We start from the raw sequence: 21,121 nt of genomic DNA on the forward strand, positions 1-21,121 counted from the left end.
ACATGCACGCTTTGCAAGCCAAGATCCTCGACCCCCGCATCGGTACCGAATTCCCGTTGCCGCAGTACGCCACGCCTGGCTCCGCCGGCCTCGACCTGCGCGCCATGCTGGAAAAAGACACCGTCATCAAGCCGGGCGAAACCCTGCTGATCCCGACCGGCCTGTCCGTTTACATTGGCGATCCAGGTTTGGCCGCACTGATCCTGCCGCGCTCTGGCCTGGGGCATAAGCACGGTATCGTGCTGGGCAATCTGGTCGGTTTGATTGACTCGGATTACCAGGGTCCGCTGATGGTTTCGTGCTGGAACCGCGGCCAGACTGACTTCAACATAGTGGTCGGTGAGCGCCTGGCTCAACTGGTGCTGGTGCCGGTGGTTCAAGCGCACTTCGAGATGGTCGAAGAGTTCGTTGAAACCGAACGCGGTGCGGGTGGTTTCGGGCATTCCGGCAGCCACTGATCCGATAGATGCCTCCTTGTGGCGAGCGAGCTTGCTCGCGCTGGGCTGCGAAGCGGCCCCAGGATTCTGTGAGCGCTACGCACTCAAGCGGGAGCAAGCTCCCTCGCCACAGGTGGATTTCAAAGCAGAAATTGCACAGTCGTCATCTGCAAGGTTTAACACTGGAAATCAAGGCATTGGCCGTCCAGATGCTCAGTGAAACCGGTGTCATGGCCTTTTCGCACCACGAACTCTCTGTAGAAAACGCCGTCTTACCCTTCAGTTTGAGCCGGTCGAAGAGTTCTTCGCAGGCCTGTCCAGTCACTTTCGAGATGGAGCATTCCTACAGATGAGCACCCCAGCCCAAGTCGTACCCAAGTTCCCCGACAGCATCTTCCGCGCCTACGACATTCGCGGCACCGTCCCGGAATTCCTGAACGCTGAGACCGCTTACTGGCTCGGCCGCGCCATCGGTGCCCAAAGCCTGGCCCAGGACGAACCGAACGTTTCCGTTGGCCGCGACGGCCGCCTCTCCGGCCCTGAACTGGTCGAACAATTGATCAAGGGCCTGGCCGATAGCGGCTGCCACGTCAGCGACGTCGGCCTGGTGCCAACCCCGGCGCTGTACTACGCCGCCAACGTACTGGCAGGCAAATCCGGCGTCATGCTCACCGGCAGCCACAACCCATCGAACTACAACGGCTTCAAGATCGTCATCGCTGGCGATACCTTGGCCAACGAACAGATCCAGGCCCTGCACGACCGCCTCAAGACCAACAACCTGAGCAGTGGCAAGGGCAGCGTCACCCAGGTCGAGATCCTCGACCGCTACAACACCGAAATCGTCCAGGACATCAAACTGGCTCGTCGCCTGAAAGTCGTGGTCGACTGCGGCAACGGCGCGGCCGGCGTGATCGCCCCGCAATTGATCGAAGCGTTGAACTGCGAAGTCATCCCGCTGTTCTGCGACGTCGACGGCAACTTCCCGAACCACCACCCGGACCCGGGCAAGCCTGAAAACCTGGTGGACCTGATCGCCAAGGTCAAGGAAACCAACGCCGACCTCGGCCTGGCTTTCGACGGCGACGGCGACCGCGTTGGCGTAGTCACCAACACCGGCAGCATCGTCTACCCGGACCGCCTGCTGATGCTGTTCGCCCGCGATGTACTGGCGCGCAACGCGGACGCGGAGATCATCTTCGACGTGAAATGCACCCGCCGCCTGACACCGCTGATCAAGGAATACGGCGGCCGTCCGCTAATGTGGAAGACCGGTCACTCGTTGATCAAAAAGAAAATGAAACAAACCGGCGCGCTGTTGGCCGGCGAAATGAGCGGGCACATCTTCTTCAAGGAGCGCTGGTTCGGTTTTGACGACGGCATTTACAGCGCTGCGCGTCTGCTGGAGATCCTCAGCAAGGAAAAATCCACCGCGGAAGAGCTGTTTGCGACCTTCCCAAACGATATTTCTACGCCGGAAATCAATATCCATGTGACCGAAGAGAGCAAATTCAGCATCATTGATGCATTGCACGACGCGAAGTGGGGCGAAGGCGCCGACCTGACCACCATCGACGGCGTGCGAGTCGACTACGCCAAAGGCTGGGGCCTGGTGCGCGCGTCCAACACCACGCCGGTGCTGGTGCTGCGCTTCGAGGCCGATGACGAGGCTGAATTGCAACGCATCAAGGACGTTTTCAAAGTCCAGTTGAAGCGTGTTGCACCTGATCTCCAATTACCGTTTTGATCTTCTGAAGCACCCGGAGCCCTGAATGACCCTCGAACGCGAAGCCGCCGCCAACACCGCCAAGGTCCTGTCCGAAGCGCTGCCTTACATTCGCCGCTATGTCGGCAAGACGCTGGTGATCAAATACGGCGGCAACGCGATGGAAAGCGAGGAGCTGAAAACCGGCTTCGCACGCGACATCGTGCTGATGAAAGCGGTCGGCATCAACCCGGTGGTGGTTCACGGCGGCGGCCCGCAAATCGGCGACTTGCTCAAGCGTCTGTCGATCGAGAGCCACTTCATCGATGGCATGCGCGTGACTGACGCGCAAACCATGGACGTGGTGGAAATGGTCCTCGGCGGCCAGGTGAACAAGGACATCGTCAACCTGATCAACCGTCATGGCGGCAGCGCCATCGGCCTGACCGGGAAAGACGCCGAGCTGATTCGTGCGAAGAAGCTCACCGTGACCCGCCAGACGCCGGAGATGACCCAACCGGAAATCATCGACATTGGCCAGGTCGGCGAAGTGGTCGGGATCAACACCGACCTGCTGAACCTGCTGGTCAAAGGTGATTTCATCCCGGTGATCGCGCCCATCGGCGTCGGCGCCAACGGCGAGTCGTACAACATCAACGCTGACCTGGTGGCCGGCAAAGTCGCCGAAGCGCTGAAAGCTGAAAAGCTGATGCTGCTGACCAACATCGCCGGCCTGATGGACAAGTCGGGCACCGTCCTCACCGGCCTGACCACCCAGCAAGTCGACGACCTGATCGCCGACGGCACCATCTACGGCGGCATGCTGCCGAAGATCCGTTGCGCGCTGGAAGCGGTTCAGGGCGGCGTCGGCAGCTCGTTGATCATTGATGGTCGGGTGCCGAATGCGATTCTGCTGGAAATCTTCACCGATACCGGTGTGGGTACGTTGATCAGCAATCGCAAGCGTCACTGATTCAAGCACGGCAAAAGATCGCAGCCTTCGCCGGCACCTACGGAAGTACGAATATTCTGTAAGAACTGACGAAGTCTGCGATCTTTTTTATGCGCGCCGGAAATATCCGACCTGACTCAGCGAAACGTCCGACATCGCGTAGAAAACAATCCGCCTAGGATCTTCCCTGTATCCACAGGAGAATGACCTCATGCAAAAAGATTACGTTCCATATGGCAGCGACGTTTCAGCAGGCACCTTTGAATGCGTGGACTGCGGACATCGGTATTCGAATCAGGCCAAAACCTCGATTCCGCCGTGCCCTCAGCGCCAGAAATCGGTGCACCTGCTTAATGGCTGGAAAGTTCTGACCGGCCAGGGCGACGCGGTGAAAGATCCGTATCCAAACAGATAAGCACAGCCGTTTCTTTTCCCGATAAAAAAAGGCCCTGTTCTCACAGGGCCTTTTCTTTAGACGCCGAACTTAGCCCTATAGGCTTCAACGGCTGGCAAATGCTGCTTGAGCTGCGGATCGTCAGCCAGGAATTCGAGCACTTGGTTCAGCGACACAATACTGATCACCGGAATGCCGAAATCACGCTCCACTTCCTGGATCGCCGACAACTCGCCGTTGCCACGCTCTTGACGGTTCAGGGCGATCAGTACGCCCTTGGCCTTGGCACCGTCCTGGGAAGCGATGATCTGCATCACTTCGCGGATCGCGGTGCCGGCGGTGATCACGTCGTCGATGATCAGCACATCGCCGGTCAACGGCGCGCCAACCAGACTGCCGCCTTCGCCGTGAGCCTTGGCTTCCTTGCGGTTGAAGCACCATGGCAGATCACGTTCGTGATGTTCGGCCAGGGCCACTGCGGTGGTCGCCGCCAAAGGGATGCCTTTGTACGCCGGACCAAACAATACATCGAACGAAATGCCGCTCTCGACGATGGCTGCCGCGTAGAAACGACCCAGCTGCGCAAGGGCCGAACCCGAGTTGAAAAGGCCGGCATTAAAGAAGTAAGGACTGGTGCGTCCGGACTTCAGGGTGAACTCGCCGAAGCGCAAAACGCCGCGATCGATGGCAAAACGAATGAAATCGCGCTGATACGCTTGCATGAAAAAAACCCCAAATACCACGGATTTAGCTAATTAGGTTGACGCCGTGTATCATACACGCACGCGATTTTTGGGGCCATTTATGCGGATCATCAGTGTGAACGTCAATGGTATTCAGGCTGCAGTGGAGCGAGGTTTGCTCAGTTGGCTGCAAGCACAGAATGCCGACGTCATCTGCCTGCAGGACACCCGCGCCTCCGCCTTTGAACTGGACGATCCAGCCTTCCAACTGGATGGCTACTTCCTTTATGCCTGCGAAGCCGAAGTTCCCGCCCAGGGTGGCGTGGCTTTGTATTCGCGGTTGCAACCGAAGGCAGTCATCAGCGGTCTCGGCTTCGAGACGGCCGACCGCTACGGGCGCTACCTGCAAGCCGATTTCGACAAGGTCAGCATCGCGACCTTGCTGCTCCCTTCGGGGCAGAACGGCGATGAAGACTTGAACCAGAAGTTCAAGCTAATGGACGACTTCGCCCGTTATCTGGATAAACAGCGACGCAAACGTCGCGAGTACATTTATTGTGGCTCGCTGTACGTGGCGCAACAGAAGCTAGATATCAAGAACTGGCGCGACAGCCAGCAATCCCCGGGCTTCCTGGCACCTGAACGTGCCTGGATGGACGAGATTGTCGGCAACATGGGCTATGTTGATGCCCTGCGTGAAGTCAGCCGTGAAGGCGACCAGTACAGCTGGTGGCCGGACAACGAACAGGCGGAAATGCTCAACCTCGGTTGGCGTTTCGACTACCAGTTGCTGACCCCTGGCCTGCGCCGCTTTGTTCGCAGCGCACGCCTGCCACGCCAGCCACGGTTCTCGCAACACGCACCACTGATCGTGGACTACGACTGGACGCTGACCATATAAGCGTCGTTTCGCAGATGCAAAAAAGCCGACATCGCTGTCGGCTTTTTTGTGTGCACCTCATTCCTGTAGGAGCGAGGCTTGCCCGCGAAGAACGAAAACGCGTTTTTCCTGACAGACCGATGCGCCTCAATTCGCGGGCAAGCCTCGCTCCTACAGGACAGCGGTGACTACTTGATCAACCGCCAGGTGAACGGATACCGATACGGCACCCCTTCGTTGGCTTTCACGCCACCGATGATCGTCAGCACTAACGCACCAATCGCCACCAGACCCAACAGAAAGAACCCGACGATCACCACCATCAGCAAGAAGCAGATGGCAGAGGCAATGGCGACGGTGATCTGAAAGTTCAGCGCCTCCTTGCCCTGGGCATCGACAAACGGGTCCATCTCGCGCTTCATCTGCCAGAGAATCAGCGGGCCGATCAACGTACCGAACGGAATCCAGATCCCCAGCAAGGCGGACAAGTGACAAAACATGGCCCACTGCCGAACTTCTTTGCTCGGGATGGGAAGTAGTTGCTGCTCGTCACTCATGGTGTCCTCCTTGCGTGGAACATTCGATCAGTCGGCCAGTGCGGCCTTTTGCAGTTCGAAGATCTCGGTCATGCCTTTCTTCGCCAGTTCAAGCATAGCGTTCAGCTCCTCCGGCTGGAACGGCGCGCCTTCGGCAGTGCCCTGGACTTCGATGAAGCCGCCGGTGCTGGTCATCACCACGTTCAGGTCAGTCTCGGCAGCCGAGTCTTCCAGGTAATCGAGGTCGAGCACAGGCTCGCCCTGGTACATGCCCACCGAAACGGCAGCGATCATTTGCTTGAGCGGGTCGCCGCCTTTCAGGCCGCCGCGCTTCTTGATCACTTTCAAGGCATCGACCAGCGCAACCATGGCGCCGGTGATGGACGCGGTGCGGGTGCCACCGTCAGCCTGGATCACGTCGCAGTCGACGTACAGGGTGACGTCGCCCAGCTTGGACATGTCCAGCGAAGCACGCAGGGAACGACCGATCAGACGCTGGATTTCCAGGGTGCGGCCGCCTTGCTTGCCACGGCTCGCTTCACGCTGGTTACGCTCGCCGGTGGCGCGCGGCAGCATGCCGTATTCGGCGGTCAACCAGCCTTGGCCCTGCCCCTTAAGGAAACGCGGCACGCCGTTCTCGACGCTGACGGTGCAGATGACTTTGGTATCACCGAACTCGACCAGTACAGATCCCTCGGCGTGTTTGGTGTAGTTGCGGGTAATGCGGATCGAGCGGAGCTGATCGGCAGCGCGACCACTTGGACGTTTCATAGGGAATACCTGTACGGAGGACGGAAAACTGCCGAGCATTATAGAGCCGCGCGCCAGGAGTGGGCACTTCTAAAAAATCCGTCCGACGATTGAAGGCGCTGACTAGAGCGTAGAACAGCGCTTTACCGACGGCCTGCAGCCCTTTGTCACACCGTGTGTTTGGGCGCATCCGCCCCACTGCGCTACAATCCTGCGCCTTTGCTGCCTGTCGGCTTTAATTCACAGATATCGGGTCTCGCGAAACCTTTGGTAACGCAAACCTGAATTGCGAGGTACCTCCATGGTGCACAGCATGACCGCCTTCGCCCGCGTTGAAAAAGCTGGCGCCCAAGGCACCCTGAGCTGGGAATTGCGCTCGGTCAACAGCCGCTACCTGGAACCCCACCTGCGCCTGCCGGAGTCGTTTCGCGACCTCGAAGGTGCGGTCCGCGAAGCGCTGCGCCAGGGGATATCCCGGGGCAAGCTCGAATGCACCCTGCGCTTCACCGAAGAAAACACTGACAAACCCCTGCAAGTGGATCGCGAACGCGCTGCGCAATTGGTCGCTGCCGCCGAAACCATCGCCAGCCTGATCAAAAATCCGGCCGCACTCAACCCGCTGGAAGTGCTTGCCTGGCACGGCGTGCTGGTGGGCGACGCCACTGACCCGCAAGCCTTGAATGCCGAAGCACTGACGCTGTTCAACGAAGGTTTGAAAGAACTCAAGGCCGGCCGCGAGCGTGAAGGGGCGGAGCTGGCCCGGTTGATCAACGATCGCCTGACCTCCATTGAAGAAGACGTCGTGACACTGCGTGAATTGGTACCGCAGATGCTCGCCACCCAGCGCCAGAAAGTCCTCGACCGCTTTGCCGACATGAAAGCCGAGATGGACCCACAGCGCCTGGAACAGGAAATGGTCATGCTCGCGCAAAAGAGCGACGTCGCCGAAGAACTGGATCGCCTGAGCACTCACATCATTGAAGTTCGCCGGGTGCTCAAGTCCGGCGGCGCTGCCGGTCGGCGCCTGGACTTCCTGATGCAGGAACTCAACCGCGAAGCCAATACACTGGGCTCCAAAGCCTTCGATCCGCGCAGCACCCAGGCGGCGGTCAACCTCAAAGTGTTGATCGAGCAGATGCGCGAACAAGTGCAGAATATTGAGTAAGGCAAACCCGACATGACCCACAGCACCGGCACCCTGTACATCATTTCCGCCCCTTCGGGCGCGGGCAAGAGCAGCCTGGTCAAGGCCCTGACCGACGCGGATCAGGAGATCCGCGTCTCGGTCTCCCACACCACCCGCGCCATGCGCCCCGGTGAAGTGAACGGCTTGAACTATCACTTCGTCGAACGCGGCGAGTTCGTGAAGATGATCGAGCACGGGGATTTCCTTGAGCGCGCCGAAGTGTTCGGCAACCTTTACGGCACTTCGCAAAGCCACCTGCAGCAGACCCTGGATGAAGGCCACGACCTGATTCTGGAAATCGACTGGCAGGGTGCCGAGCAAGTGCGCAAGTTGATGCCCCAGGCCCGCTCGATCTTCATTCTGCCGCCGTCGCTGCAAGCCTTGCATCAGCGCCTGAACAATCGCGGCCAGGACAGTGACGAGGTCATTGAAGGCCGGATGCGCGAAGCCGTCAGCGAAATGAGCCACTACGTCGACTACGACTACCTGATCATCAATGACGATTTCGCCCATGCGCTGAAGGATTTGCAGGCGATTTTCCGTGCCAATCAGCTGCATCAGAAGCGTCAGCAGCAGCGTAACGGAAAACTTTTGGCTGAATTGCTGTGCTAAACAGCGCTTCCCAAAACCGCTGCAAGGGCTTTACATTGGCACTTGCAGCGCGTTGAAGGGCTTGGTCAAAAAATCAGCGCTTCCCTAATCGCTGGTGATTTTTTAAACTGTTCAGTCCGCTCGCCCACCCGGGCAGCGCGCATATTGCATTCGCTCCGAGGAATACCATGGCCCGCGTAACCGTTGAAGACTGCCTGAACCACGTGGAAAACCGTTTTGAACTGGTCATGCTGTCCACCAAGCGTGCCCGTCAACTGGCCACCGGCGGCAAAGAGCCACTGGTACAGTGGGAAAACGACAAGCCTACCGTTGTAGCCTTGCGTGAAATCGCCGAAGGCCTGATGAGCTACGAGTTCATCGCCAATGCTGAAATCGTCGAAGACGAACCGCTGTTCGCAGCGTTCGAGGACGAGTCCAACGAGGCCGTCTAAGCCTATGCCTGGTCGACGTAGCACGGCGCGGGGTCACAGCGAACGGCAGGAGTTATCATGCCGAGCATAGACGCCCTCGCCGATCGCTTATCGACCTACCTCGGCAAGGACCAGGTCAACCTGGTCCGCCGAGCGTACTTCTACGCCGAACAAGCCCACGACGGCCAACGCCGCCGCAGCGGTGAGGCGTATGTCACGCATCCTCTTGCGGTGGCGAATATTCTTGCCGACATGCACATGGACCATCAGAGCCTGATGGCGGCGATGCTGCATGACGTGATCGAAGACACCGGTATTGCCAAGGAAGCGCTGCAAGCGCAGTTCGGCGAAACCGTGGCCGAACTGGTCGACGGGGTCAGCAAACTGACCCAGATGAACTTCGAGACCAAGGCCGAAGCCCAGGCCGAAAACTTCCAGAAAATGGCCATGGCCATGGCACGCGACATTCGCGTGATCCTGGTCAAGCTCGCCGACCGCCTGCACAACATGCGCACACTGGAAGTCCTGTCTGGTGAAAAACGCCGACGGATCGCCAAGGAAACCCTGGAAATCTATGCACCCATCGCCAACCGGCTGGGCATGCACGCCATCCGCATAGAATTCGAAGACCTCGGCTTCAAGGCGATGCACCCGATGCGTTCCGCGCGAATCAACCAGGCGGTCAAACGCGCCCGGGGCAACCGCAAGGAAATCGTCAACAAGATCGAAGAGTCCCTCAGCCACTGCCTGGCCATCGATGGCATCCAGGGCGAGGTCAGCGGTCGTCAGAAACACCTCTACGGCATCTACAAGAAAATGCGTGGCAAGCGTCGGGCCTTCAACGAGATCATGGACGTCTACGCGTTCCGGATCATCGTCGACAAGGTCGATACCTGCTACCGCGTGCTGGGTGCTGTGCATAATTTGTACAAACCGTTGCCGGGGCGCTTCAAGGATTACATCGCGATTCCCAAGGCCAACGGCTATCAGTCGCTGCACACCACGCTGTTCGGCATGCACGGCGTTCCGATCGAGATCCAGATCCGCACCCGTGAAATGGAAGAGATGGCCAACAATGGCATCGCCGCCCATTGGCTGTACAAATCCAGCGGCGACGAGCAGCCAAAAGGCACTCACGCCCGTGCTCGCCAGTGGGTCAAAGGCGTGCTGGAAATGCAGCAACGCGCCGGCAACTCGCTGGAATTCATCGAGAGCGTGAAAATCGACCTGTTCCCGGACGAGGTCTACGTGTTCACGCCCAAAGGCCGGATCATGGAGCTGCCCAAAGGCTCCACGGCGGTCGACTTCGCTTACGCGGTGCACACCGACGTGGGCAACAGCTGCATTGCCTGCCGGATCAATCGCCGCCTCGCACCGCTGTCCGAACCGCTGCAAAGCGGCTCCACGGTCGAGATCGTCAGTGCTCCCGGCGCGCGGCCAAACCCGGCGTGGCTCAACTTCGTGGTCACCGGCAAGGCGCGGACCCACATCCGCCATGCGCTGAAACTGCAACGCCGCTCCGAGTCCATCAGCCTCGGCGAGCGCCTGCTGAACAAAGTGCTCAACGGTTTCGACAGCTCGCTGGAAAAAGTAGCAGCTGATCGCGTCAAGGCGATGCTCGCCGAATACCGTCTCGAACTGATCGAAGACTTGCTGGAAGACATCGGCCTGGGCAATCGCATGGCCTACGTGGTCGCCCGCCGCCTGCTCGGCGAAGGCGAACAGCTGCCAAGCCCGGAAGGCCCGCTGGCGATTCGCGGCACCGAAGGTCTGGTCCTCAGCTACGCCAAGTGCTGCACACCGATCCCGGGCGACCCGATTGTCGGTCACTTGTCCGCCGGCAAAGGCATGGTCGTGCACCTGGACAACTGCCGCAACATCAGCGAAATCCGTCACAACCCGGAAAAATGCATCCAGCTCTCGTGGGCCAAGGATGTCACCGGCGAATTCAACGTCGAGCTGCGCGTCGAACTGGAACACCAGCGCGGCCTGATCGCCCTACTGGCCAGCAGCGTCAACGCGGCCGACGGCAATATCGAGAAAATCAGCATGGACGAACGCGATGGTCGCATCAGCGTGGTCCAACTGGTGGTCAGCGTGCACGACCGTGTGCACCTGGCCCGCGTGATCAAGAAACTGCGCGCGTTGACCGGGGTGATTCGCATCACCCGCATGCGCGCTTAAGCCCACTATTACAAGGAGTCATTCATGACCAAGACTGTTATCACCAGCGACAAGGCCCCGGCTGCCATCGGTACTTACTCCCAGGCGATCAAGGCTGGCAACACCGTCTACATGTCGGGCCAGATTCCTCTGGACCCAAAAACCATGGAACTGGTTGAAGGCTTCGAAGCCCAGACTGTCCAGGTGTTCGAGAACCTCAAAGCCGTGGCCGAAGCCGCTGGCGGTTCGTTCAAGGACATCGTCAAACTGAACATCTTCCTCACCGACCTGAGCCACTTCGCCAAGGTCAACGAGATCATGGGCAAGTACTTCGATCAGCCCTACCCTGCCCGCGCCGCCATCGGCGTAGCTGCCCTGCCAAAGGGTTCGCAGGTTGAGATGGATGCCATTCTGGTCATCGAGTAATACATCCGGCGCAGCCTTTTCAAGGTTGCGTCGACTTCGTTTCTGAAAGGATTCCACCATGCGCCATGCGCTAGCTCTCTCGCTGGTCGCCCTACTCTTGGGCGGTTGTGCCAGCAACCCTGCCGACCGCGACATCAGCGGCACCTGGATCAATCAGGTGGCGATCGACGCTGCGTCCAAAGGCGGCCCCCTGCGTGAAGCGCTCCAGGCTTATGGCCCGAACCTGGAATGGGACGTCAACACCAAGGCCGCCCAGGCTCGCTACACCAATGGTTTTGAAAATGTCGAAGGCAAGCTGCTGGGCGAAGAGTCCGGCGCCTGGAAAGTCGACTTTTATGGCAGCTCCGCCAGCGAGCTGAAGCGTGACGGCAAGCAACTGAGCCAGGCCGCCAGCGAAAACGAGCCGGAGCAGGTCTTTGACCGCGCGTTGATTCCGGTCCCGGATGGCGCACCGATTGGCGCGAGCTTCGAACGCGCGCTGTACACCGCCTATATGGGTGGAAGCTGGAAAATCGTCAACGGCCCGGGCGAAGGCAATTCCGTGCAATTCCAGGCCGACGGCCAGGTTGCCGGCCTGCCGGGTGCCGATCGATATGCCCTGTGCCTGGCGGGCGATTGCGCGTCGATGAGCGGCGGCAATGACAACATGTGGCTGCAAGTCAACGGCCAGGGCAATACCTGGATCTTTGCGCGCAAGGGCAAGGAGCTTGAGATTCTGCAGGCGGTGAACACGGCTCAGGCGGATGAAATGCCTCAGTTCACGCCGGGTGATCGCAAGTGGTTACTGGAAAAGCAGTAACCCGGCCCTGAAGGCCAACAAAAATCCAATTGTAGGAGCGAGGCTTGCCCGCGAAGGCGATGTAACAGCCAACATAAATGTTGGAAGTTATGACGCCTTCGCGGGCAAGCCTCGCTCCTACAATTTTTTTGGGCGTATGGAAATCAGCAGCGGCCTTCGAGAATGGCGGCGTAGCCTTCGCGATAGGTCGGGTACTTGGGCGCCCAGCCCAACGCCTTCGCCCGGGCATTGCTGCACTGCTTGCTGCCGGTGCGCCGCACGCTTGCGTCCTCCGCCCATTCCGTAACGCCCAGGTATTCACGCAACCAGCCGACCACTTCGGCCAGCGGCGCCGGCGCGTCATCCACGCCGATATAGACGTCATCCAGCGCCACCCCGCGCCGATCCGCCTCAAGCAAAAACGCCATCAAGCCCGCTGCGTCGTCGGCGTGAATGCGGTTGCCATAAAGCGGTGGGTCAACGGCCACGCGATAGCCGCGACGCACCTGAGTCAGCAGCCATTCGCGGCCGGGGCCGTAAATGCCGGTCAAGCGCACGATGCTCGCCGGGATGCCGCTCTGCAGCGCCACTTGCTCAGCCTCCAGCATCAATCGGCCCGAATAACCTTCGGCAATGGTCGGCGAAGTCTCGTCGACCCACTCGCCACCCTGCTGCCCATACACACTGCTGCTGGAAACAAACAGCAGGCGATTCGGCACCTGCCCATAGTCGTTCAGCCACTCCAGCACATGCTGCAAGCCCTGCACATAAGCCGCGCGATAACCGGCTTCATCGTGATCGGTGGCCGCTGCGCAATACACCACGTAATCCACTGCGCCAACCGGCCAGGTCTCCGGGCAGTCTTCATTGAACAAGTCGCCAGCGACGCCAATGACCCCATCGGGCAGGCGTGAAACGTCACGCCTCAGGCCATGAACTTCCCACCCGCAAGCCAACAATTGCGTGGCCAGACGACTGCCGACATCACCACAGCCGGCAATCAAAACAGAAGGCGCAGACATCAGAAAACTCCCATCAGAAAGGCACAGACTAGCGCCGGCAAAGGACGAGCGGCTAGCAATGAAGGAAAAAAAGATACTCTATTACTTTTGTTAACAAGAATTAATTGCAATAATGCCAGCCACTTTTGTTCTCGGCCTTACGAGGTCTGGAAGAACATTTACCCTATTTTCTCTCTCAGGTCCGGCCAGCATGACACGCAATCAATTCCCCGCTTCGCCAACCAAACGACCTCGCGCCTGGAGCGCAGTGGCCGCCCTGCTGCTTACCCTGTTGCTCGCACCGGTCGCCGCCTTCGCTGATGAAGCCTCTGCACCCGCCGCCCATGAGCCTTCGGCTCAAGCAACACCTGACGTACCAAGAAATCCTGACGGTAGCGTCGATACTTCGTCCCTGCCTCCGGAAGTACAAAAAGCATTAGCCGAGTTCGGCGAAGCGGCGAAGAAGATGAACGAACCTCAAGAAGAGGACAACACCCTGGGCATGGCCCACGACCTGTCGCCTTGGGGCATGTACAAGAACGCCGACATTATCGTGAAAATCGTGATGATCGGCCTGGCCATCGCCTCGATCATCACCTGGACCATCTGGATCGCCAAGGGCTTTGAGCTGATGGGCGCCAAGCGTCGTCTGCGCACCGAAATCGTCCACCTGAAAAAAGCCACCACCCTTAGAGAAGCCAGCGCGACCGCCACCCAGCAAGGCACCCTCGCCAACCTGCTGGTGCATGACGCCCTGGAAGAGATGCGTTTGTCGGTCAACAGCCGCGAGAAAGAAGGCATCAAGGAACGTGTTGCCTTCCGTCTCGAGCGCTTGGTTGCAGCCTGCGGTCGTAACATGAGCAGCGGCACCGGCGTGCTCGCCACCATCGGTTCCACCGCGCCGTTCGTGGGCCTGTTCGGCACCGTGTGGGGCATCATGAACAGCTTTATCGGCATCGCCAAAACCCAGACCACCAACCTCGCCGTCGTGGCGCCCGGCATCGCCGAAGCCCTGCTGGCCACCGCGCTGGGCCTGGTTGCGGCGATTCCTGCCGTGGTGATCTACAACGTCTTCGCTCGCTCCATCGCTGGCTACAAGGCTCAAGTGTCCGATGCCTCGGCTGAAGTCCTGCTGCTGGTCAGCCGTGACCTCGATCACCTGCCGACCACCGAGCGCTCCACGCAACCGCACATGGTCAAAGTAGGGTAATCAGCCATGGGCTTGCATTTGAAAGAAGGCGCAGACGACGATCTGGCCGAGAACCACGAAATCAACGTCACGCCGTTCATCGACGTGATGTTGGTGCTGTTGATCATCTTCATGGTGGCCGCTCCGCTGGCCACCGTGGACATCAAGGTCGACCTGCCGGCTTCCAGCGCCAAACCGGCGCCGCGGCCGGAGAAACCGGTGTTCCTCAGCGTCAAGGCTGACCAGCGCCTGTTCCTCGGTGAAGACGAAGTGAAGGCCGAAGCACTCGGCGCCACCCTCGACGCCAGGACCCAAGGCAAGAAAGACACGACGATCTTCTTCCAGGCCGATAAAGGCGTGGATTACGGCGACCTGATGAGCGTGATGGACAACCTGCGCTCCGCCGGTTACCTGAAGGTAGGTCTGGTCGGGCTCGAGACGGCAGTCAAGAAATGATCACGACGCGCCATAAGCTGACGCGTTATAGCGCGAGCCTGGCCGTGGTGCTGGGCGTCCATGCACTGGCCATTGCGCTGGCGCTGAACTGGACGTCGCGCCCACCGATCGAGCTGCCGCCGCAGGCGATGATGGTCGAGCTGGCGCCGGTCCCCGCCCCACCACCGCCGGCACCACCGAAAGTCATAACGCCGCCACAGCCACCGGCTCCGGTGGAAGAATTGCCGATCCCAAAGCTGGCTGAAGTGCCGAAGGCCGAGATCGTTGTGCCGAAGCCGGTCAAACCCAAGCCCAAGCCGCAACCGCCCAAGCCTGTGGAGAAAAAGCCGGAGCCGCCGAAGGAGAAGCCGTCCGAGGAAAAGCCTAGCGACGCGCAACCGACCCAGGCACCGACGGAGAAATCCGCGCAACCGGCACCGGGTCCATCGCCGGCACAACAGGCTGCCAAGGCCAGCTGGGAAGGCACCCTGCTTGCGCACTTGGGCAAGTACAAAAAGTACCCGGTGAGCGCACAGAATCGGGGCAAGCAAGGCACCAACCGTCTGCGCTTCATCGTTGATGGCGAAGGTAATGTGTTGTCGTACGAACTGGTGGGCCGTTCAGGCACTGCCGATCTGGACCGCGCCACCCTGGAAATGATCCGCCTCGCCCAACCGCTGCCCAAGCCGCCGGCCGACATGCTGACCAACGGGACCATCGAAATCACGGCGCCGTTCCTCTACTCCCTGGAAAAACGCCGCCGCTAAACGCAACACAAAACCCCATGTGGGAGCGGGCTTGCTCGCGAAAGCGGTGTGACAGTCGCCATCAACTTTGACTGACACACCGTATTCGCGAGCAAGCCCGCTCCCACAGGGAGATACGTGCATAGCCATAAAGGCACCGAAAGGTGCCTTTTGCATATCCACCAGCGGCAAACCGGCATTACCCAGTGTCACTCAGCACACTCAGTCTGATAACGTGCGTCTATCGATTGCAGCCGGTATGCTTGGCTCGCAACTTCATGGACGCTTGCTATGACTCTCACAGAATTACGCTACATCGTTACCCTCGCCCAAGAGCAGCATTTCGGCCACGCGGCCGAGCGTTGCCATGTCAGCCAGCCGACCCTGTCGGTGGGCGTGAAAAAGCTTGAAGACGAACTCGGTGTGCTGATTTTCGAGCGCAGCAAGAGCGCCGTGCGCCTGACCCCGGTCGGCGAAGGCATCGTTGCCCAGGCGCAGAAAGTCCTGGAACAGGCCCAAGGCATTCGCGAACTGGCCCAGGCTGGCAAAAACCAGCTGACCGCTCCGCTGAAAGTCGGCGCGATCTACACCGTCGGCCCGTACCTGTTTCCGCACCTGATTCCGCAACTGCACCGGGTCGCCCCGCAGATGCCGTTGTACATCGAAGAAAACTTCACCCACGTGCTGCGCGACAAACTGCGCAACGGCGAGCTCGACGCGATCATCATCGCCCTGCCGTTCAACGAAGCCGACGTTCTGACCCTGCAGCTCTACGACGAGCCGTTCTACGTCCTGATGCCGGCCCAGCACCCGTGGACGCAAAAAGAATCCATCGACGCCGCCCTGCTCAACGACAAGAGCCTGCTGCTGCTCGGCGAAGGCCACTGCTTCCGCGATCAAGTGCTGGAAGCCTGCCCGACCCTGGCCAAAGGCAACGACGGCGCCAAGCACACCACGGTGGAATCCAGCTCCCTGGAAACCATCCGCCACATGGTTGCGTCCGGCCTCGGCATTTCGATCCTGCCGCTCTCGGCAGTGGATAGCCATCACTACGCCCCCGGCATCATCGAAGTGCGCCCACTGACGCCGCCGATACCGTTCCGTACCGTGGCCATCGCTTGGCGCGCAAGCTTCCCGCGTCCGAAAGCCATCGAGATCCTCGCTGACTCCATTCGCCTGTGCTCGGTGGCCAAGCCGCCGGTGCCGGTGGTTGCGGCGTAAGTTGCAGTCATGACCGAGTTGTCGCAAGTGTCGGTGACGGCACTCAAGGGTGTCGGTGAGGCCATGGCCGAGAAACTGGCCAAGGTCGGCCTGGAGAATCTTCAGGACGTGCTGTTCCACCTGCCGCTGCGCTATCAGGACCGCACGCGTGTGGTCCCGATCGGCCATTTGCGACCGGGTCAGGACGCTGTGATCGAAGGCACCGTCAGCGGCGCCGACGTGGTCATGGGTCGTCGCCGCAGCCTTGTTGTTCGAATTCAGGACGGCACCGGCGGGCTCAGCCTGCGCTTCTACCATTTCAGCAACGCGCAGAAAGAAGGCCTCAAACGCGGCACGCGGATTCGCTGCTACGGCGAAGCGCGGCCCGGTGCGTCCGGGCTGGAAATCTACCACCCGGAGTACCGCGCCATCACCGGTGACGAGCCACCGCCGGTGGATGAAACCCTGACCCCGGTCTACCCGCTCACCGAAGGCCTGACCCAACAGCGTTTGCGCCAACTGTGCATGCAAACCCTGACGATGCTCGGCCCCACCAGCCTGCCCGACTGGCTGCCGACCGAACTCGCGCGCGACTACCAACTGGCGCCGCTGGCCGATGCGATCCGCTACCTGCATCACCCACCCGCCGATGCCGACGTCGACGAACTCGCCCTCGGCCATCACTGGGCGCAGCACCGTCTGGCCTTCGAAGAACTGCTGACCCATCAACTGTCCCAGCAACGCCTGCGCGAGAGCATGCGCTCCCTACGCGCGCCGGCGATGCCGAAAGCCACGCGACTGCCAGCGCAATACCTGGCCAATCTGGGCTTTACGCCAACGGGCGCCCAGCAACGGGTAGGCAACGAAATCGCCTACGACCTCAGTCAGCACGAACCCATGCTGCGCCTGATTCAGGGCGACGTCGGCGCGGGTAAAACCGTGGTTGCTGCCCTCGCTGCACTTCAGGCGCTGGAGGCCGGTTATCAGGTCGCGCTGATGGCGCCCACCGAGATCCTCGCCGAACAGCACTTCATCACCTTCAAGCGCTGGCTCGAACCGATGGGCATCGAAGTCGCGTGGCTGGCCGGCAAGCTTAAAGGCAAAAACCGCGTGGCCGCGCTGGAACAAATCGCCAACGGCGCACCGATGGTGGTCGGCACGCACGCGCTGTTCCAGGACGAAGTGCAGTTCAAGAACCTCGCCCTGGCGATCATCGACGAACAGCACCGCTTCGGTGTGCAGCAGCGTTTGGCGCTACGGCAAAAAGGCGTCGGCGGGCGGATGTGCCCGCATCAGCTGATCATGACCGCCACACCGATTCCGCGGACGCTAGCCATGAGCGCCTACGCCGACCTCGACACCTCGATCCTCGACGAACTGCCGCCCGGCCGAACCCCGGTGAACACGGTATTGGTCACCGATACCCGACGTGTCGAAGTCATCGAGCGGGTGCGCGGCGCCTGTGCCGAAGGGCGTCAGGCCTATTGGGTGTGCACGCTGATTGAAGAGTCGGAAGAGCTGACCTGCCAGGCCGCCGAGACCACTTACGAAGACCTCACCGCAGCACTGGGCGAACTGAAAGTTGGCCTGATCCACGGCCGCATGAAGCCCGCCGAGAAAGCCGCCGTCATGGCCGAATTCAAGGCCGGCAACCTGCAACTGCTGGTCGCCACCACCGTGATCGAAGTCGGCGTCGATGTGCCAAACGCCAGCCTGATGATCATCGAAAACCCCGAGCGCCTTGGCCTCGCACAACTGCACCAATTGCGCGGCCGTGTCGGTCGAGGCAGCGCCGCCAGCCATTGCGTGCTGCTTTACCATCCGCCGCTGTCGCAGATCGGCCGCCAGCGCCTGGGCATCATGCGCGAAACCAACGACGGTTTTGTCATCGCCGAAAAAGACCTCGAACTGCGCGGCCCCGGCGAAATGCTCGGCACGCGCCAGACCGGCCTGCTGCAATTCAAGGTCGCCGACCTGATGCGCGACGCCGATTTGCTGCCCGCCGTGCGCGATGCCGCCCAGGCCTTGCTGGAACGCTGGCCGGACCATGTCAGCCCGTTGCTTGACCGCTGGCTGCGCCATGGGCAGCAATACGGCCAAGTGTGAGCACCGTCGCAGTTTGTGGACGATGCTTTTAAACAAGCTGGTTATACTCCTGCAATTGTTTGAATACGGATACAGACCATGACTGAAGCTGCCCTCGCCCCGGAACCCCTGCACGCTCCGTCTGTTATTCGGCTGCTGCTGGGCAAGTTGGGCATTGCCTACCAAGAAGTGCTCGACCACCACGGCCTCAACGCCTCGCGCAAAGTGCAGGCCGTTCTGGTGGACGACGCGGTCGGCGCCTTGATGGTGCTGTTCCCGCAAAGCCAGTTGCTGGACCTCAACCGCCTCGCCGAACTGACCGGTCGCCGCCTCACCGCCGTGCCCACAGAACGCCTTGTGAAAATGCTCGGCAAGCACAACCTGAGCCTACTGCCCGGCCTGCCGGCGCTGACCAGTTCGCCGTGCCTGTACGAAGAAAGCCTGCTGCGCGAACCGAAATTGCTGATCAACTCGGGCGAGCCGGGCCTGCTGCTGGAAATCACCCGCGAAGATTTCAAGAGCATGCTGACCAAGGCCAGCGCCGCCAACTTCGGCGAGAACCTGACCAGCATCCGCCCGAACCTCGACCGCCCCGACGATGACCGCCAGGAAATCACCCAGGCCGTCCAGGCGTTCACCGCGCGACGCATCCAGCAACGTCTGGAAGAGACCATCGAGATTCCGCCGCTGGCCGAGACCGCGCAGAAAATCATCAAGTTGCGGGTCGACCCCAACGCCACCATCGACGACATCACCGGCGTGGTCGAAACCGACCCGGCGCTGGCCGCCCAAGTCGTCAGCTGGGCCGCGTCGCCGTACTACGCCTCGCCGGGCAAAATTCGTTCAGTGGAAGACGCGATCGTGCGCGTGCTGGGTTTCGACCTGGTGATCAACCTCGCGCTGGGCCTGGCCCTGGGCAAAACCCTGAGCCTGCCCAAAGACCACCCGCAACACACCACGCCGTACTGGCAGCAATCGATCTACACCGCCGCCGTCATCGAAGGCCTGACCCGCGCCATGCCCCGCGCCCAGCGCCCGGAAGCCGGCCTGACCTACCTCGCCGGCCTGCTGCACAACTTCGGCTACTTGCTGCTGGCGCACGTGTTCCCGCCGCACTTCTCGCTGATCTGCCGCCACCTGGAAGTCAACCCGCACCTGTGCCACAGCTACGTCGAGCAACACCTGCTCGGCATCAGCCGCGAACAGATCGGCTCCTGGCTGATGCGCTACTGGGACATGCCCGAAGAACTCGCCACCGCGTTACGCTTCCAGCACGATCCGAGCTACGACGGCGACTATGCCGAGTATCCGAACCTGGTGTGTTTGGCAGTGCGATTGCTGCGTGGACGCGGGATTGGCTCCGGCCCCGACGAGGACATCCCGGACGCATTGCTGGAACGCGTAGGCCTGACTCGCGACAAGGCCAACGACGTCGTCAGCAAAGTGCTTGAAGCCGAAGTCCTGCTGCGCGAACTGGCTTCGCAATTCAGCCAGGCCTAAAGCACTACGGGCAAGCCCACTCCCACAGGATTTACGCAATCCCTGTAGGAGCGAGGCTTGCCCGCGAAGAATCCACCTCGGTATCTCTGAATCACCACACCTCTGTGGCGAGGGAGCTTGCTCCCGCTCGACTGCGCAGCAGTCGCAACCCAGCCAACGCAGTGTGTCAGATACAACCGAGGTCTCAGACTGTAGGGCCGCTCCGCAGCCCAGCGGGAGCAAGCTCCCTCGCCACAGGGTTAATCATCGACCTCAAGCCTTGGCTTTAGCCTTCGCCTTCCGCGGCTTCAAATACTTGGTCAACCCCTGAAACCAGATCACCAGCGCCGGATTCCCCTTGATCTGAATCGACTTGTCCTGAATCCCCGTCATAAACGCCAACTGCTTGTTCTTCGCCTGCATCGTGGCAAAGCCATACGCCGCATCCTTGAACGCAATCGCAAACGCCGGCTCGGCATACACGCCCGACTTGCTGGTAATGCGCTGATCCTTCACAAAGAAATGCCGCGCCACTTTCCCGTCCAGGGTCTGTAGTTGGAACACCAATTCCTTGTCACCCAACTGCTGCTGAAACGCAGGATTAGTCCGACTGGCCTTACCCATCAACAAACCCAGTATCCACAGAAGAAAACGAAATTTCATGCGCACAGCCTCAAGAGAAAAGTGAACGGCCGGCGCAGTGTAGCGGCTTCAAGCGAGAACGCCACTGTTGTGCAGTGATAGAAGAAGATGCCGTAGTTTTTGACGCTGATGACTACCAAGTCATTGACGAACCGAGGGTGTTTAAAAGCGTGAAGATTTTGATCTTTCTACGCTCGACGCCATCGGATATTTCCTTCAATACGTGGTGCTGTTCGTGAACTAGGCAGCCTTGGGCTTCACCGATAGGCTTTGTTCGTCACCGCAAAATCGGTGACACGGGCGTGCAAGTCCGGGATCGGCACACAATCGGTTATGGCTATTCATCGAGCGTTTTCTTATGCTCGCGAATTGTTATGGCGGCTGTGTGTGGGAGGCCTTCGGGTCTGCCGGTTTGCCGATTCCGGTCTTGCA

General features: G+C 60.2%; 21 protein-coding genes and 1 pseudogene. 17 read left to right on the forward strand and 5 right to left on the reverse strand.

The features are described from left to right. Window positions 1–2 precede the first annotated feature (2 nt). From dut to ACA068_RS28750, 4 genes and pseudogenes are all read left to right on the forward strand, one after another. Window positions 3–458: a dUTP diphosphatase gene (gene dut, locus ACA068_RS28735; RefSeq protein WP_497306410.1), complete on the forward strand. Its 456-nt coding sequence runs from the start codon at window positions 3–5 to the stop codon at window positions 456–458. Between the two features lie 352 nt (window positions 459–810). After that, window positions 811–2,184, forward strand: a pseudogene (locus ACA068_RS28740) (phosphomannomutase/phosphoglucomutase); the annotation flags it as partial. Between the two features lie 25 nt (window positions 2,185–2,209). Continuing rightward, entirely contained in the window at window positions 2,210–3,115 is a 906-nt protein-coding gene (gene argB / locus ACA068_RS28745) for an acetylglutamate kinase (RefSeq protein WP_008007602.1), read from the forward strand. A 190-nt stretch (window positions 3,116–3,305) separates the two neighbouring features. Beyond that, window positions 3,306–3,509: a zinc ribbon-containing protein gene (locus ACA068_RS28750; RefSeq protein WP_219094640.1), complete on the forward strand. Its 204-nt coding sequence runs from the start codon at window positions 3,306–3,308 to the stop codon at window positions 3,507–3,509. A gap of 56 nt (window positions 3,510–3,565) precedes the next feature. Here ACA068_RS28750 and pyrE read toward each other — a convergent pair whose 3' ends face one another. After that, complete coding sequence (pyrE, locus tag ACA068_RS28755; protein WP_497306412.1) at window positions 3,566–4,210, reverse strand: orotate phosphoribosyltransferase; 645 nt, start codon at window positions 4,208–4,210, stop codon at window positions 3,566–3,568. 82 nt (window positions 4,211–4,292) lie between these two features. Between pyrE and crc the strand changes: the two genes are divergently transcribed. Continuing rightward, window positions 4,293–5,072 carry a catabolite repression control protein Crc gene (crc, locus tag ACA068_RS28760; RefSeq protein ID WP_007934608.1) on the forward strand — a complete coding sequence of 260 codons (780 nt, stop codon included), beginning with the start codon at window positions 4,293–4,295 and terminating at the stop codon, window positions 5,070–5,072. Between the two features lie 167 nt (window positions 5,073–5,239). On the opposite strand, the gene ACA068_RS28765 is transcribed toward crc, so the two are convergent. Further along, a complete protein-coding gene (locus ACA068_RS28765; RefSeq protein ID WP_094469980.1) occupies window positions 5,240–5,608 on the reverse strand; it encodes a DUF4870 domain-containing protein in 369 nt (122 codons plus the stop codon). Between the two features lie 27 nt (window positions 5,609–5,635). Next, window positions 5,636–6,358: a ribonuclease PH gene (gene rph / locus ACA068_RS28770; protein WP_010465211.1), complete on the reverse strand. Its 723-nt coding sequence runs from the start codon at window positions 6,356–6,358 to the stop codon at window positions 5,636–5,638. A 280-nt stretch (window positions 6,359–6,638) separates the two neighbouring features. Between rph and ACA068_RS28775 the strand changes: the two genes are divergently transcribed. From ACA068_RS28775 to ACA068_RS28800, 6 genes are all read left to right on the forward strand, one after another. Next, on the forward strand, window positions 6,639–7,502 hold the full coding sequence (locus ACA068_RS28775; protein WP_497306414.1) for a YicC/YloC family endoribonuclease: 864 nt from the start codon (window positions 6,639–6,641) through the stop codon (window positions 7,500–7,502). A 12-nt stretch (window positions 7,503–7,514) separates the two neighbouring features. After that, a complete protein-coding gene (gmk, locus tag ACA068_RS28780) occupies window positions 7,515–8,135 on the forward strand; it encodes a guanylate kinase (protein WP_497306416.1) in 621 nt (206 codons plus the stop codon). A 167-nt stretch (window positions 8,136–8,302) separates the two neighbouring features. Beyond that, the gene (rpoZ, locus tag ACA068_RS28785) at window positions 8,303–8,566 is read left to right on the forward strand and encodes a DNA-directed RNA polymerase subunit omega (RefSeq protein WP_007894670.1); all 264 of its coding nucleotides are present in this window, start codon (window positions 8,303–8,305) and stop codon (window positions 8,564–8,566) included. A 57-nt stretch (window positions 8,567–8,623) separates the two neighbouring features. Further along, window positions 8,624–10,729, forward strand: a complete 2,106-nt coding sequence (gene spoT, locus ACA068_RS28790; RefSeq protein WP_403099825.1) for a bifunctional GTP diphosphokinase/guanosine-3',5'-bis pyrophosphate 3'-pyrophosphohydrolase — start codon at window positions 8,624–8,626, stop codon at window positions 10,727–10,729. 24 nt (window positions 10,730–10,753) lie between these two features. Further along, window positions 10,754–11,134 carry a RidA family protein gene (locus ACA068_RS28795; RefSeq protein ID WP_003229509.1) on the forward strand — a complete coding sequence of 127 codons (381 nt, stop codon included), beginning with the start codon at window positions 10,754–10,756 and terminating at the stop codon, window positions 11,132–11,134. A 58-nt stretch (window positions 11,135–11,192) separates the two neighbouring features. Further along, window positions 11,193–11,933, forward strand: a complete 741-nt coding sequence (locus tag ACA068_RS28800; protein WP_497306418.1) for a hypothetical protein — start codon at window positions 11,193–11,195, stop codon at window positions 11,931–11,933. 143 nt (window positions 11,934–12,076) lie between these two features. Here ACA068_RS28800 and ACA068_RS28805 read toward each other — a convergent pair whose 3' ends face one another. Further along, entirely contained in the window at window positions 12,077–12,934 is an 858-nt protein-coding gene (locus ACA068_RS28805) for an SDR family oxidoreductase (RefSeq protein WP_497306420.1), read from the reverse strand. Between the two features lie 190 nt (window positions 12,935–13,124). Between ACA068_RS28805 and exbB the strand changes: the two genes are divergently transcribed. From exbB to ACA068_RS28835, 6 genes are all read left to right on the forward strand, one after another. After that, on the forward strand, window positions 13,125–14,123 hold the full coding sequence (gene exbB / locus ACA068_RS28810) for a tonB-system energizer ExbB (protein ID WP_497306422.1): 999 nt from the start codon (window positions 13,125–13,127) through the stop codon (window positions 14,121–14,123). Window positions 14,124–14,129: 6 nt separating this feature from the next. Further along, window positions 14,130–14,558 (forward strand): TonB system transport protein ExbD, encoded by a 429-nt coding sequence (exbD, locus tag ACA068_RS28815; protein WP_010465232.1) that lies wholly within the window; start codon window positions 14,130–14,132, stop codon window positions 14,556–14,558. Then, the gene (locus ACA068_RS28820) at window positions 14,555–15,304 is read left to right on the forward strand and encodes an energy transducer TonB family protein (RefSeq protein WP_497306424.1); all 750 of its coding nucleotides are present in this window, start codon (window positions 14,555–14,557) and stop codon (window positions 15,302–15,304) included. The genes exbD and ACA068_RS28820 overlap by 4 nt, the downstream gene beginning before the upstream one ends. A 270-nt stretch (window positions 15,305–15,574) precedes the next feature. Continuing rightward, window positions 15,575–16,504, forward strand: a complete 930-nt coding sequence (locus ACA068_RS28825; protein WP_497306425.1) for a hydrogen peroxide-inducible genes activator — start codon at window positions 15,575–15,577, stop codon at window positions 16,502–16,504. Between the two features lie 9 nt (window positions 16,505–16,513). Beyond that, window positions 16,514–18,589 carry an ATP-dependent DNA helicase RecG gene (gene recG / locus ACA068_RS28830; protein WP_497306426.1) on the forward strand — a complete coding sequence of 692 codons (2,076 nt, stop codon included), beginning with the start codon at window positions 16,514–16,516 and terminating at the stop codon, window positions 18,587–18,589. 78 nt (window positions 18,590–18,667) lie between these two features. Continuing rightward, the gene (locus tag ACA068_RS28835; RefSeq protein WP_497306427.1) at window positions 18,668–20,068 is read left to right on the forward strand and encodes an aminoacyl-tRNA deacylase and HDOD domain-containing protein; all 1,401 of its coding nucleotides are present in this window, start codon (window positions 18,668–18,670) and stop codon (window positions 20,066–20,068) included. Between the two features lie 252 nt (window positions 20,069–20,320). On the opposite strand, the gene ACA068_RS28840 is transcribed toward ACA068_RS28835, so the two are convergent. Continuing rightward, window positions 20,321–20,710 carry a helicase gene (locus tag ACA068_RS28840; RefSeq protein WP_497306428.1) on the reverse strand — a complete coding sequence of 130 codons (390 nt, stop codon included), beginning with the start codon at window positions 20,708–20,710 and terminating at the stop codon, window positions 20,321–20,323. Window positions 20,711–21,121: the final 411 nt, after the last annotated feature.

This window comes from Pseudomonas sp. LBUM1660, from assembly GCF_059695935.1.